Origin of the sequence: Rhizorhapis suberifaciens (assembly GCF_014200045.1) — a bacterium.
Taxonomy (GTDB): Bacteria; Pseudomonadota; Alphaproteobacteria; order Sphingomonadales; family Sphingomonadaceae; genus Rhizorhapis; species Rhizorhapis suberifaciens.
This window is the reverse complement of sequence record NZ_JACHOV010000003.1, coordinates 80,001-91,975: the sequence shown is the minus strand read 5'-3', so window position 1 is coordinate 91,975 and position 11,975 is coordinate 80,001. Positions and strand designations below refer to the sequence as shown.

The 11,975-nt window shown below is 59.4% G+C and carries 13 protein-coding genes and 1 pseudogene (1 of these 14 only partly in view); 7 read left to right on the top strand and 7 right to left on the bottom strand.

The genetic code is table 11. From position 1 onward, the window contains the following. Nucleotide 1: 1 nt before the first annotated feature. The gene (gene ppa, locus HNQ99_RS04660; RefSeq protein WP_184474477.1) at nucleotides 2-544 is read right to left on the bottom strand and encodes an inorganic diphosphatase; all 543 of its coding nucleotides are present in this window, start codon (nucleotides 542-544) and stop codon (nucleotides 2-4) included. 29 nt (nucleotides 545-573) lie between these two features. After that, nucleotides 574-2,499: a M61 family metallopeptidase gene (locus tag HNQ99_RS04655; protein WP_184474476.1), complete on the bottom strand. Its 1,926-nt coding sequence runs from the start codon at nucleotides 2,497-2,499 to the stop codon at nucleotides 574-576. A 141-nt stretch (nucleotides 2,500-2,640) separates the two neighbouring features. Here HNQ99_RS04655 and hisS point away from each other — a divergent pair, with 141 nt between their 5' ends. The 4 genes and pseudogenes from hisS to HNQ99_RS16885 all read left to right on the top strand — a co-directional run. Further along, nucleotides 2,641-3,891: a histidine--tRNA ligase gene (hisS, locus tag HNQ99_RS04650; RefSeq protein WP_184474475.1), complete on the top strand. Its 1,251-nt coding sequence runs from the start codon at nucleotides 2,641-2,643 to the stop codon at nucleotides 3,889-3,891. Then, a complete protein-coding gene (gene prfA, locus HNQ99_RS04645) occupies nucleotides 3,888-4,973 on the top strand; it encodes a peptide chain release factor 1 (RefSeq protein ID WP_184474711.1) in 1,086 nt (361 codons plus the stop codon). Before hisS ends, prfA begins: the two co-directional genes overlap by 4 nt. A 119-nt stretch (nucleotides 4,974-5,092) precedes the next feature. Beyond that, nucleotides 5,093-5,911 (top strand): peptide chain release factor N(5)-glutamine methyltransferase, encoded by an 819-nt coding sequence (prmC, locus tag HNQ99_RS04640; protein WP_184474474.1) that lies wholly within the window; start codon nucleotides 5,093-5,095, stop codon nucleotides 5,909-5,911. A gap of 357 nt (nucleotides 5,912-6,268) precedes the next feature. After that, nucleotides 6,269-6,451, top strand: a pseudogene (locus tag HNQ99_RS16885) (DUF4167 domain-containing protein); the annotation flags it as partial. 216 nt (nucleotides 6,452-6,667) lie between these two features. Here HNQ99_RS16885 and HNQ99_RS16880 read toward each other — a convergent pair. Together HNQ99_RS16880 and HNQ99_RS16875 are read right to left on the bottom strand one after the other, a co-directional pair. Beyond that, complete coding sequence (locus HNQ99_RS16880) at nucleotides 6,668-6,937, bottom strand: hypothetical protein (RefSeq protein ID WP_322790325.1); 270 nt, start codon at nucleotides 6,935-6,937, stop codon at nucleotides 6,668-6,670. Continuing rightward, complete coding sequence (locus HNQ99_RS16875) at nucleotides 6,934-7,125, bottom strand: hypothetical protein (RefSeq protein ID WP_322790324.1); 192 nt, start codon at nucleotides 7,123-7,125, stop codon at nucleotides 6,934-6,936. The genes HNQ99_RS16880 and HNQ99_RS16875 overlap by 4 nt, the downstream gene beginning before the upstream one ends. A 117-nt stretch (nucleotides 7,126-7,242) precedes the next feature. On the opposite strand from HNQ99_RS16875, the gene HNQ99_RS04630 reads away from it, so the two are divergent. Beyond that, entirely contained in the window at nucleotides 7,243-8,652 is a 1,410-nt protein-coding gene (locus tag HNQ99_RS04630; RefSeq protein ID WP_246414521.1) for a DUF4139 domain-containing protein, read from the top strand. 1 nt (nucleotide 8,653) lies between these two features. Then, nucleotides 8,654-10,219 carry a DUF4139 domain-containing protein gene (locus HNQ99_RS04625; RefSeq protein WP_184474472.1) on the top strand — a complete coding sequence of 522 codons (1,566 nt, stop codon included), beginning with the start codon at nucleotides 8,654-8,656 and terminating at the stop codon, nucleotides 10,217-10,219. 48 nt (nucleotides 10,220-10,267) lie between these two features. Here the strand turns inward: HNQ99_RS04625 and HNQ99_RS04620 are convergent, their stop codons facing one another. Together HNQ99_RS04620 and HNQ99_RS04615 are read right to left on the bottom strand one after the other, a co-directional pair. Beyond that, nucleotides 10,268-10,663 carry an acyl-CoA thioesterase gene (locus HNQ99_RS04620; protein WP_184474471.1) on the bottom strand — a complete coding sequence of 132 codons (396 nt, stop codon included), beginning with the start codon at nucleotides 10,661-10,663 and terminating at the stop codon, nucleotides 10,268-10,270. Beyond that, a complete protein-coding gene (locus HNQ99_RS04615) occupies nucleotides 10,656-10,958 on the bottom strand; it encodes a hypothetical protein (RefSeq protein ID WP_184474470.1) in 303 nt (100 codons plus the stop codon). Before HNQ99_RS04615 ends, HNQ99_RS04620 begins: the two co-directional genes overlap by 8 nt. A 70-nt stretch (nucleotides 10,959-11,028) precedes the next feature. Here HNQ99_RS04615 and HNQ99_RS04610 point away from each other — a divergent pair, with 70 nt between their 5' ends. Continuing rightward, the gene (locus tag HNQ99_RS04610; protein ID WP_184474469.1) at nucleotides 11,029-11,457 is read left to right on the top strand and encodes a CBS domain-containing protein; all 429 of its coding nucleotides are present in this window, start codon (nucleotides 11,029-11,031) and stop codon (nucleotides 11,455-11,457) included. Nucleotides 11,458-11,463: 6 nt separating this feature from the next. Here the strand turns inward: HNQ99_RS04610 and HNQ99_RS04605 are convergent, their stop codons facing one another. After that, a protein-coding gene (locus tag HNQ99_RS04605) for a lipopolysaccharide biosynthesis protein (RefSeq protein ID WP_184474468.1) crosses the window boundary here: on the bottom strand, nucleotides 11,464-11,975 show its 3' end. It continues 973 nt past the right edge of the window; the window shows 512 of its 1,485 coding nt (coding positions 974-1,485); its start codon lies off the right edge, out of view; its stop codon occupies nucleotides 11,464-11,466.

The following is an 11,975-nucleotide window of genomic DNA, read 5'->3' as shown; positions in this document are numbered from 1 at the left end:
CTCACGCCGCTGCTTTGGCCTTTTTAGCGGCGTCTATAGCTTCCAGCACGACGCGGCGCGCCTCATCGGCATCACCCCAAGTGCCGATACGCACCCACTTCTTGGCTTCCAGATCCTTGTAGTGGGTGAAGAAGTGCTCGATCTGCTGCATGACGATCTCTGGCAAATCGTCCTTCTCGTCGACCTTGCTGTAATAAGGGAAGGTGCCGTCGACCGGAACAGTCAGCAGTTTTTCATCGCCGCCCGCTTCATCTTCCAGTTTTAGCACCGCGATCGGGCGCACGCGTACGACGCAGCCCGGCACGAAGGGAGAGCGCGCCACCACCAGCGCATCAAGTGGATCGCCATCGGGCGAAAGGGTGTGCGGAACAAAGCCGTAATTGGCGGGGTAGCGCATCGGCGTGTGCAGGATGCGGTCAACGAACAGCGCGCCCGACTTCTTGTCGAATTCATATTTGACCGGTTCGCCGCCGACTGGCACCTCAATTATTACATTGAGGCTGTTGGGCGGATCGTCTCCGACCGGGATCAGATCGATATTCATTTCAAGCAAATCCTGTCTTTATCAGTGTTCTAGCTGGCCGCCTTCAGGAGCAGGTCGATACCGCTTTCACCCTCACCTGGTCTTGATCTTTCTATCTTTTGCAGGTGCGGATAAACCAGTCCACCTGAATAATCGAGTTCAATATTACGATATTTATCGCCCGATCGCACCAACAGCACAATTGGACTTTTGCGCCCTTTATTCTCCGAAATGGCCTTTTTCATGCGTTCGGCAGAATAAGCCGTGCCGTTTACCGCGACCACGTTCATCCCCACGGCAAGTCCGGCGTCAAAGGCTGGACTGTCCCAGATGACGGCGGTCACTTTTCCCGATTTGGAAAGGATAATTCCTGGCCCATAAATCAGATCGGCCGCGCCCGTACGCTCCTCGGAATGAGCGACCGTGCTGTTGGGCTGTTCGGTATAAACAAGACGATATCCTCCTTTGGCAAGGCCCCCTTTGGGCGCCTCGGCATTGGTTTGGTTTACCCGCTGATGCAGAAAGCCGTCCCAATCATAAGGGGCCAGGCCATTGAGCGCTGTCACCACATCGTTGAGGTTATAGGCCGATACGCCCCAGTCTCCCTCACGTCCGCCAAAAAAGGCTTTCGCGAAATCATCCATCGACCGGCGGCCTCGTGTCAGCTCCCGCAGCAGGCCATCGACCTCCAGCCAGATCAGCAGTCCCTCATTATAATAATCTTCAGAGCGCTGCCAGCTGGTCCAGGGCTTGGGCCGCCGGGCAGCGATGATAGGATCATGTGTCGTGTCCTCCAGCGGCCGCCAGCTCCGTCCGACCCGCTGGTCCAATCCTGCTGTAATGGCGGCTAGGGCGTCGAGCGTCTGGTCCTTGGAATAAAGCCCGGATCGCGCACCCAGCACATAACCCCAGAATTGCGTCTGCCCTTCATAAACCCAAAGCAGATTGTCCTGCATTGGCGTCCGGAAATCAGGCGTCCAGATGCCCTGCGGCCGACGGTATTTGCCGTTCCAGCTGTGGACCAGTTCATGGGGCAACAGATTGCGGCGGCCGGGGCCCTTGTCCCATCCGGAAAAATATTCCCGGTCCACGCTGTTTTCGGAACTGCGATGATGTTCCAGGCCGATGCCGCCAAGGCTTTCGCTCAGCGCCAGCAGGAAATCATAATGGTCATAATGTTCAGTGCCGAAAAGCGCTCGTGCTTCTTCGACCAGCCGTTGATGGAGCGCCATCTGCGCGGGCGTATAAGCCAGGTCTGCAGCTTCGTCGGCGACCATGTTGAGCCGCACCTTCGGACTTAGCGCCACGCTCTTGAAATAACGCCCCGCGAAAACCGGCGAATCGACCAGCGTGTCATAATCGCTCGTCTCATAAGTGACTGTGTTTCCCGACATACTCGTCGGCCGAAGCGCCGTCGCTGCTTGCCAACCCGCCGGGTAGGTGACGCTCGCCTGCACAGGAATGTTGCGGACGTAATATCCCGCCGGATAGAGTGAAACCGATGACCATTGCAGGTTCAGCATATTGGGCGTGACGACGATACGTCCCTGGTCATCCTCCGTCGCCGAAACAAACTGGAACTCCAGGTTCAACTCCTTGGATCCCTGCGGCACATCTATGTGAAAGGCGTAGACGTCGACGGGATCGCGCACCCATGGCACAGTCTTGCCCCCCGCGCTGATCTTTAGCCCGACCAGCTTGTCTATGGGTCCGCGCGGCCCATGATTGCCTGGCAGCCATTCGGGGTAGAGCAGCACCATTGGCCCCGCCGCCACGGGAATGACTTGGCGCACACGGAAGATATTCTGGTTGATGTCTGTCGCATCCACCATCAGCCGCATCGTTCCAGGATAAGCAACATCTTGCGCGGCAGGAATGTCGTTGGCGATCGGCTGGGCGGCGGCTGGTTTGCTGTTCTGAGCGGAGGCGGGCGTAATGAGGAGGGCGGCGATGACGACGATCGGCGCAAGGCGCATAGGGTTACTCTCCCATTCTTTTAAGCGCTTAGCATGGCGAGTGAGAGACATAAGGTCCAGCACCCAAATTGGCCTCAAGCGCAGCGGGGCACGGAACTGAGCCATTCCCCTTTCTTCAAAATCCCGCTAGAGGGCGCTGCCATGAGCAGGATCGAGACCCCACGCCCGATACGCGGCACGCAGGACATGATTGGTGAGACGCAGGCGCGCTTTGCCCATGTGGCCGCGGCCTTCGATCATGTGCGGCGGCTCTATGGTTTTCAACGGGTCGAAGTGCCGGTGTTCGAAGCAACGGCGGTGTTCGCGCGATCGCTTGGCGAAACGACCGATGTCGTGTCGAAGGAAATGTACACATTTCCGGACCGTGGCGGCGACAGCCTGACCCTGCGGCCGGAATTCACCGCCGGACTGGCCCGGGCTTATCTGACCGAGGGCTGGCAGCAATTCGCTCCGCTGAAGATTGCCGCCTCCGGGCCGGTGTTCCGCTATGAACGCCCCCAAAAGGGGCGCTACCGCCAATTCCATCAGATTGACGCGGAAATTATCGGCGCGGGCGAACCGCTGGCTGACATCGAACTACTGGTGTTTGCGGACCAGTTGCTACGCGAGTTGGGGATCGCCGGCAGTGTGACGCTGCAACTTAACACGCTGGGCGATGCCGCGACGCGCGAAGCCTGGCGCGCTGCGCTGGTCGATCATTTCCAAGCGCATCGGGCGGAATTGTCGGAAGACAGCGTCGACCGTCTTTCGCGCAATCCGCTGCGCATTCTGGACAGCAAGGACCCGCGCGACCGTCCGGCGGCTGACAGCGCGCCCGACATTGATGGCTATTTGACCACGGAAGCGGCGGATTTCTTTGCAAAGGTGACCGAGGGCCTGGATGCCGCCGGCGTGGCCTGGACCCGCAATGCGCGTCTGGTACGCGGACTTGATTATTACCGCCACACGGCGTTCGAATTCGTCACTGACAGATTGGGCGCGCAGGGCACGGTTCTGGCCGGCGGGCGCTATGACGGCCTCATCGAGGCGCTGGGCGGCCCGGAAACCCCCGGCGTCGGCTGGGCGGCGGGAATTGAGCGGCTCGCCATGCTGATCGACGCGCCGCACGAGGAAAAGCCGCAGGCCGTCCTCATTCCAATGGGCGATGCGGCGGAAAAAGCGGCGACTGGTCTCCTTGCCGATCTTCGCCGGGCAGGAATTGCCGCTGATATGGGTTTTCGTGGCAATATGAAAAAGCGGATGCAGCGCGCCAATGCAAGCGGCGCCGCCTTTGCTATTATCATTGGCGAGGACGAGCTGGCGCGAGGAGAAGCAGCCGTGAAAAATCTCACCAATGGGGAGCAGCACATGGTGGCGATCGGCAAAGTTGCAGGGATGCTGGGCACGCGCTGATGCAGATTTCTCCCGAGCGCATCCGCGCCATTGAGGCGCGTCACCACGAGGTTCAAGCCAATATGGCTCGCCCCGACCTTGCGCCGGAGGAATTTGTCCGCCTGTCCAAGGAATATGCCGAGTTGGAGCCGGTGGCCAAGGCCGCACGTGAAGTCCGCCGACTGCATCAGGAATTAAAGTCTCTTGAGTTCATGACCGGTCCCGAAGGCGAACCTGACATGCGCGCGATGGCCGAAGAAGAGATGCGTTTCATCCGTGAGCAGCTTCCCGAGGCCGAACGGGCGCTGGCCCTCCAGCTCCTGCCGAAGGATGCAGCAGATGCGCGTCCTGCCATGCTCGAAATCCGCGCGGGCACTGGGGGGGATGAAGCAGCACTGTTCGCAGGCGACCTGTTTCGCATGTATGCGCGCTATGCCGAAGAACAGGGTTGGAAGGTCGAGCCCATTTCCGCCAGCCCCTCCGATGTCGGAGGCTATAAGGAGGTGGTCGCCAGCGTGACCGGGACCGGCGTGTTCGCCAAGCTGAAGTTCGAAAGCGGCGTCCACCGGGTCCAGCGCGTCCCGGTGACTGAAAGCGGGGGCCGCATTCACACCTCCGCCGCTACAGTAGCGGTTTTGCCGGAACCCGAAGAGGTGGATGTGCAGATTGCTGACAAGGACCTTCGCATCGATGTCTTTCGCGCATCGGGGTCAGGCGGGCAACATGTCAACACCACCGACAGCGCGGTGCGGATCACCCACTTGCCCACAGGGCTTGTAGTTTCTCAGCAGGATGAAAAGTCCCAGCACAAGAACAAGGCCAAGGCCCTGAAGGTGCTGCGCGCCCGCCTCTATGAGCTGGAGCGCGAGCGGACACAAAGCGAACAGGCGGGAGCGCGCAAGGCCATGGTCGGTTCGGGCGACCGTTCGGAGCGCATCCGCACCTACAATTTCCCGCAAGGCCGCGTGACGGACCACCGCATCAACCTGACCCTCCACCGTCTGCCGGAAATACTGGAAGGGCCGGGGCTGCAGGAAGTGATCTCTGCGCTGATTGCCGAGGATGAAGCTGCGCGCCTGTTGCAATTGGATGGGGCGGGGTGATCCCGGTCGGTTTTTTTGTCGTCGTCCCGGCGAATGCGGGGATCCAATTTTTCTTATATGACGCATAAAGAAGGCAGCTGGATTCCCGCTTTCGCGGGAATGGAAATACAGGAGGTCCAATGACTCCCTCCCAATCCCTCCGCGCTGCCGCCGAGCGGCTTGCCGGCCATAGCGACACCCCTCGCCTGGACGCCGAGTTGTTGTTGGCGCATGCACTGGGGATTGAACGCGAAGAACTGCTCCTGAAGCTTCGCGATCTTCTGGTTCCCGCTGGATTCGACGCTTTTATCAAACGCCGCGTCGCCGGCGAGCCAGTCGCCTATATAACCGGGGTCCGCGACTTCTGGACCATCAGCCTTCAGGTGAGCCCGGCGGTCCTCATTCCCCGGCCTGACACCGAAACCCTGATCGAGGCCGCCGTCGAGCATTTCCAGGGACGTGCGCCGCACCGTATCCTCGATCTTGGCACCGGATCGGGCGCGCTGCTTCTGGCTGCTCTTGACGAATGGCGGCAAGCCACGGGCCTTGGCATAGATATCTCGCCCGAAGCCCTTTCGGTGGCTCAGGCGAATGCAGAGCGGCTGGGCCTTGCGTCGCGAGCAGAATTGCTGGTCGGGGATTGGGCCGGAAAAATTGATGAGCGCTTTGACCTTATTCTCATTAATCCTCCTTATATAAGTAGTCGCGCCATGCTTCCCCGCGATGTGGCCGCGTATGAACCGCATGGCGCACTTTTTGCCGGAGTGGACGGTCTTGACGATTACCGGCGGCTTGCCCCGCAACTGCCTGCTCTGCTGACGCCCCAGGGCATGGCGGCTATCGAAATCGGCTTTGATCAGGGGCAAAGCGCCGCCGATTTGTTTCGCGCCGTGGGTCTTCAGGTCAGGTGCCGACGGGACTTGGCGGGGCGCGACCGTTGTCTGGTCGTTACGACATAGACTCGATTGAGTTCAGAACCGGCAAATGATTTTTCCACTTGAAATCCCTCTGAGGGTTCAAAAGTCGGTTCGTAAAACTTATATTCTTTTCAGCGCTTGCTTTTTCGTAAGTGCAGGAAATTATCTCTTGGTTTCTGATCGCGGACAGGTTAACAGCGGTCAAAGGGGGCGGCTTCATCCGGTAGGACGGATTTACCCGCACACCTGCTCCCACAGTCAAGAAGACGCTGATGTCCGGCGGCTCTGGCGAACGAACGGATCGGCATTTGCATGACGCGGGGCCGGCGCCATTGGGGAAAACGCATCCACATCGGAAGCGGCGCTTTTTTGGGATGTTATTGAAGCAAGGACTAGACGTTGATCAATAATCGTCAGGCCGGCCGCCGTCGCGGTCGGAATAATTCGCGCCCTCAGGGAAATGGCCGGGGCGGTGATCAGGGTAACCGCATTGACAGCCGTGCCCGCGGCAACGCTGCTCAGTTGCTTGAAAAGTACAAGAATCTGGCGCGCGACGCTCAGACTCAGGGCGATCGAGTGAATGCGGAATATTTTCTGCAGTTTGCCGACCATTATTTCCGCGTCCTTGCCGACAATCGCGCTCGTCAGGAAGAGCAGCAGAATTGGCGTCGCAATCGCGACGACAATCGCTTCGACATGGATGACGAAGAAGATCTCGGTATGGAAGGCGAACTGGAAACCGGCCCGGTGGAAGCTCAGCCATATCTTCAGCAGCGGGTTCAATCCGATGAGCGTCGGTCAGAGGGCTGGAACGACCGCTCGAATGATCGCCAGAGCGAACGATCGGGCGAGCGCCAGAACGAACGCCAATACGAACGTCAAAATGATCGTGGGCCTCGTCGTCCTCGCCGTGACCGCGATGAGGCTCCTGCCCCTGTAGAGGCGGCGGATCATGCTGTCGTAGAAGCGGTAGAGCCGCAGCCGATGGCCGAGGAAGCTGCATCCAAGCCGAAGCGCGCACTGCGCCAGAAGCGAGTGACCAAAGCGGATACGACGGACGAGAATCACGCCATGGACGCGGCGATATTGCCGCCATCAATCTCGCGCGCGGATAATGACAGCGAAGAGGCAGCGCCTCGTAAACGCACCCGCCGGCCGCGGCAGGCAGCAGAAGCCGCGGAATAATTCACCGCGCCATTCACTCTGTTCATCGCAGGGTCAATTAAGCGATAATAATCAAGGAGCGACGCCATCATTGGTGTCGCTCTTTTTTTGTGTCTGTACGATGACGAAATTTGTTTGGGGCGTCTGCCTGGTGATAAGTGCCCACGGTCAAGATTGCCCACCCAACAGAAGACAGGGAGATTATATTTATGAATGCTGCCCGCCTCCTGCCTCTTCTTCTTGCGGCAGCACCGACGGCTTTATGCGCTCAGACCAGTCCTAACGCGCAGGGCAATGTATCGGTCACGATCTATAATGACAATCTGGCCTTGGTGCAGGACGTGCGGCAACTGAATATCCCGGCGGGGACGAACCGGATCGAGTTTCCCGACGTCTCCGCTCAGATTCGTCCTGAAACGGTGTCCTTCAACGCTGCGGGCGCGTCCATCGTCGAGCAGAACTTCGACTTCGATCTGCTTTCTCCCGACAAGTTGATGGAAAAGGCTGTGGGGCAGACCATAACCATCGTGCGCACCAATCCCGCCACCGGCGCTGAAACGCGTCAGCAGGCCAAGGCGCTGGCCGTCAATGGCGGAGTCGTGCTTCAAATCGGCAATCAGATTGAGGTGCTGCGCGACGACGGCCTCCCGGTTCGTGTGATCTTTGATAAGGTGCCACCCAATTTGCGGTCGCGACCCACGCTGTCGATTACCGTGGACAGCCAGCAGGGCGGATCGCGACCAGCTTCGCTCCGATATCTGACCCCCGGTCTTGGCTGGAGCGCCGATTATGTCGCGCTCTATGATGAAAAAGCCGGCCGTATTGACGTGCAGGGCTGGGTCACGCTGACCAACAACAGCGGCATTACTTATAATGAGGCCGATACCCTGTTGGTAGCCGGCAGCGTCAATCAGGGCCGTAATGGCCGCCCTCGCCCGATGATCTATCCTCCGCAGCCGGAGGTCAGCAATATTCGCCAAGCCGGAACGGAAACGGCGGGGCGGGAACAGCTTGGCGATTATTACCTCTATCCGATCAGCGGCCGTACCACGATTGCGGATCGTCAGACCAAGCAGGTCAGCTTCCTGGATGTGCAGGGGGTTCCGGCTCGCCGCGCCTACGAATATCGGGTCGACTGGTTGCAAAACGTCGAGGAGCCTCAAAGCTTCAACACCGTTCTTAAATTTTCTTCCAGCAGCAAAGGCGGGCTGGGTGATGCATTGCCCGCCGGTACGGTACGCTTCTACATGAAGGATGCGAGCGGAGCGCCGCAGTTCATCGGCGAAAGCAATATCGGCCACACACCGATGGGCAGCGAATTGGCGCTCGCCACCGGGCAAGCATTTGACGTCAAGGTCAAGACGGTGGTGGAAAAGCGGGAGCGCCTGTCTCCCGTCAAATGGCGTTCGACGATGCGCTACGAAATCACCAATGCAAAGGCTCAGCCGGTGCAGGTGGATCTGACTCAATCAGGCTTGGATTTTTACCTGGTCGACACGCGGATCGTGGAGGAAAGCCAGAAGAGCCAGCGGGTGAGCAGCGATGCCACGCGCTGGACGGTCGATGTGCCAGCCAATGGCAGCGCGACCGTGACCGCGACCTTCGACACGCGGTATTGAGATGCCTGTCCGCAATGACGGGAAAGTTTGGGCGCTGGGTTTGGTTCTCCTCCTCACCGGCGCCCCGGCCTTTTCGCAGACGACCATCACCTCGCCTGCGCCGGGTTCCACATCCGTCACGATTTACCGCGATCCGGATCGGGGTGACGGCGGCATCGATCTTAGTTGGCTCAACGGTTTCGCGCTTATTACAGAGCATCGCCGCATCGCGGTGCCACAGGGCGAATCGCTGATTCGCTTTGAGGGGGTGGCTAACGGCATGATCGCGGTGAGCGCCGTGGTGACTGGTCTGCCCGGCGGAGTGATACAGAAAAATCGCGACGCGAAGCTTTTGACTCCGGCGTCCTTGCTCGATGGCGCGCTGGGGAACCGCGTCCATATCCGCCGCACCAATATCGCGACGGGGAAAATCATTGAGGCGGAGGCCGTGATTCGTTCTGGAGCGGACAATGCTGTGGTGCTCCAGACCGCCGAGGGCGTTGAGGGACTGAGATGTTCGGGCCTTCCCGAAACTCTGGTCCATGGCACCATGCCGGAGGGACTTTCCGCCAAGCCCACGCTTTCCGTGACCACCCGCAGCGAACAGGCGACGACCGCCGATGTGACGCTGACCTATCTTGCCACAGGTTTCGACTGGTCCGCCAATTATGTGGCGCGCGTAAATGCTGAGGGGAGGACGTTGGACCTGCTTGGCTGGCTGACCGTGGCCAATAGCAACGACATCAGCTTTGCCGATTCGCAGCTTCTAGCCGTCGCTGGCCGGGTTAATCGAAAGAGCAGTTTTGCAGAGCTGGTAGCGCCGGAACCCTCGCCGGTCCTCAATCTGCGCTGCTGGCCGATGGATACGACCAGCACCGCAGACATACAGATGTATGAGCAAATGATGGCCGGGTCGCCCGCGCCACCCCCAGCGCCGATGATGGCGCGGATGGAAGCCGCTGCCGCCGACGTCGTTGTCACGGCGCAAAGTCGAAAGGCTGTGCAGGAAGATTTGGGCGATCTGAAGCTTTATCGCGTGCCTATGCGTGTCGATGTCAACGCCAATGGTCAGAAGCAAATGGCGATGCTGGAAAAGCGCGGCGTGCCCTTCACACATGTTTATGGGGCGACGCTCTGGCCGGAAAATGTGACCGACGCGGCACCGCTCCAAATGCTGATCCGCATGCGCAACCGGGAAAAGGACGGCCTGGGCGCACCGCTGCCATCGGGTGGCCTTGCCCTGTTCGAAAGTGTGAACGGCCAGGAAATGCTTGTGGGCGAAGACAAGCTTCGCGACCATGCCGTCGGAGAAGAAGTTGAGGTTAAGGTCGGTGCGAGCCCGCAGCTGCAATTTCGGCTGGAATGCGTCCAATGCGGAAAGGGGGCGAAATCCTCATATCGATTGACCATTACCAACGCCAATAACCGTCCGGCCGCGGTGGAGCTTCGTCTCCAGCAATCGGATGGTTTTACCTACTCCAGAACCAGTACAAAATTGGCGCGAAAAGAGGGCGATCTTCTCTGGAAAGCCATGGTCCCTGCCAATGGTTCCGCGCGACTGGATTACACGCTGATGCGCAGGCAGTAACATCTCGCTACATGCCGCTTAGAGGGTGCTCTGTTGCAGACCGGCCGCTCAGACGGCGGGGAGGGGTTTTGGTCTGTGATTTGCATCCAGCGCCACAAAGGTAAACAGGCCGCTGGTCACTCGCACTTCTTCTTGTTTCCGGCCGCGTGTGGCGATCACATCCAACCGGATGGCCACCGATGTGCGCCCGCGCCGCTCCACCTCGGCATAGATCGATATGATGTCGTGCAGCAGAATGGGCGCGATGAACTCCATCGCCTCGATTGCGACCGTGGCGACTGGTCCGGCCGCCTCTCGGGCCGCCAGTATCCCGCCCGCAATGTCCATCTGGCTCAAAATCCATCCGCCAAAAATATGACCATTGGCGTTGATGTCTCTTGGGCCTGGCATTGTCCGCAATATGGGATCCCGCCCTGCTGACAGCTTCTCGCTCGACTCAGTCATCGATGTCCTTATCCCCTTTCAGTGGATGGTGGATCTGTTCGTCATGCCCCGTGCCGCTCGATAGGAAGACAAGGCCCATGAGCGCTGCTGTCAGCAACACAGTCAAACCGATGCCCGCCGCAGATGCGATCAGCATATGCACGGACGGCACCCCGTTCCACCACCAAAGCAGCCCCACACCGACGATCACGCATAGAAGCGCGACCATTCCCATCCAGCGCATGATCCGCCAGTAGCGGCCCCATGCAAACGCCGCATAATCGGGATCGTCCAAGTCAGGCTTTTGATCATTCATAGCTTTCCTTTGGGGACGGAGCGTGGGATCATCAAGGTGGAAGACAAAAGAAAAAGGAGGGATTCGAGTTATGACCATAGCGGCAATCCTGCAAAATAAGGGATCAGAAGTGGTGCAGGTGGGCAGCGGCGAAACGGTCCGCTCGGTGGTGACGCTATTGGCGGAGCGGCGCATTGGCTGCGTCCCCGTCATGGAAGGCGGCAAGGTCATAGGCATCTTCTCCGAGCGCGATCTTGTCCGCCAAATTGCGAAGACGGGTCCTACTGTGCTCGATGCGCCCGTATCAGAGGTGATGACATCCCCTGCATACACCGTGGAGCCGGGTATGTCGGTCCTGACTGCACTGTCCCTCATCACGCAAAGACGCATGCGTCATCTGCCGGTATGCGAGGGGGATAGGCTGATCGGTTTCATCTCGATCGGCGATCTGGTGAAATACCGAATCGACAAGATCGAGGCGGAAGCATCGGCATTGCGCGATTATATCCAGAGCGCCTGACGCTCCTCACAACGGGGCCGGGGCCTGCTTCCTGCCCACCAACCGAATGAGCTCGTCGGTCGCCTCACGCGCCAGACCGAAAAGAAGCATTCCGAATGCCAGCGCTCCCGCGGTGACCAGAATGGCGAGCTCCACCGGGGCGGGCAATGGCGGCAGCGCTGTTTTCAGCAACAGCACGAGCATTGCCATTGCGGCGGAACTCGCCACTGCCGGAAGCGCCGCGCGGCCAATCTGGATGAATCCTATGCCCATAGGCCTACCTGCCATGCGAATCGTGACAAGTGTCAGGGCGGGAAAGGCAATCGCCCAGGCCGTCGCCAATCCGACCGCTCCGAATCGGATGCCCAGGGAAAAGGCCGCTGGCATCAGAACTGCACCTGCTGCAGCGATTCGCATCGTGGTTCCCGGCCGACCAAGGGCGTTGCTTGCAGGAGCGAACATGACCTGCACCGTCATGAACGGCATGGAAAGCGCCAGAATGGTTACCAGCGGAGCCATCTCCAGCCATTTCTGTCCAA

Excerpts from the sequence above, each read along its gene's own strand:
- HNQ99_RS04625 (WP_184474472.1), top strand. The coding sequence starts at position 8,654 with ATGCCTGTCCGCAATGACGGGAAAGTTTGGGCGCTGGGTTTGGTTCTC.
- HNQ99_RS04630 (WP_246414521.1), top strand. The coding sequence starts at position 7,243 with ATGAATGCTGCCCGCCTCCTGCCTCTTCTTCTTGCGGCAGCACCGACG.
- hisS (WP_184474475.1), top strand. The coding sequence starts at position 2,641 with ATGAGCAGGATCGAGACCCCACGCCCGATACGCGGCACGCAGGACATG.
- HNQ99_RS04615 (WP_184474470.1), bottom strand. The coding sequence starts at position 10,958 with ATGAATGATCAAAAGCCTGACTTGGACGATCCCGATTATGCGGCGTTT.
- HNQ99_RS16875 (WP_322790324.1), bottom strand. The coding sequence starts at position 7,125 with ATGATGGCGTCGCTCCTTGATTATTATCGCTTAATTGACCCTGCGATG.
- prmC (WP_184474474.1), top strand. The coding sequence starts at position 5,093 with ATGACTCCCTCCCAATCCCTCCGCGCTGCCGCCGAGCGGCTTGCCGGC.
- HNQ99_RS04655 (WP_184474476.1), bottom strand. The coding sequence starts at position 2,499 with ATGCGCCTTGCGCCGATCGTCGTCATCGCCGCCCTCCTCATTACGCCC.
- ppa (WP_184474477.1), bottom strand. The coding sequence starts at position 544 with ATGAATATCGATCTGATCCCGGTCGGAGACGATCCGCCCAACAGCCTC.
- HNQ99_RS04620 (WP_184474471.1), bottom strand. The coding sequence starts at position 10,663 with ATGACTGAGTCGAGCGAGAAGCTGTCAGCAGGGCGGGATCCCATATTG.
- HNQ99_RS04610 (WP_184474469.1), top strand. The coding sequence starts at position 11,029 with ATGACCATAGCGGCAATCCTGCAAAATAAGGGATCAGAAGTGGTGCAG.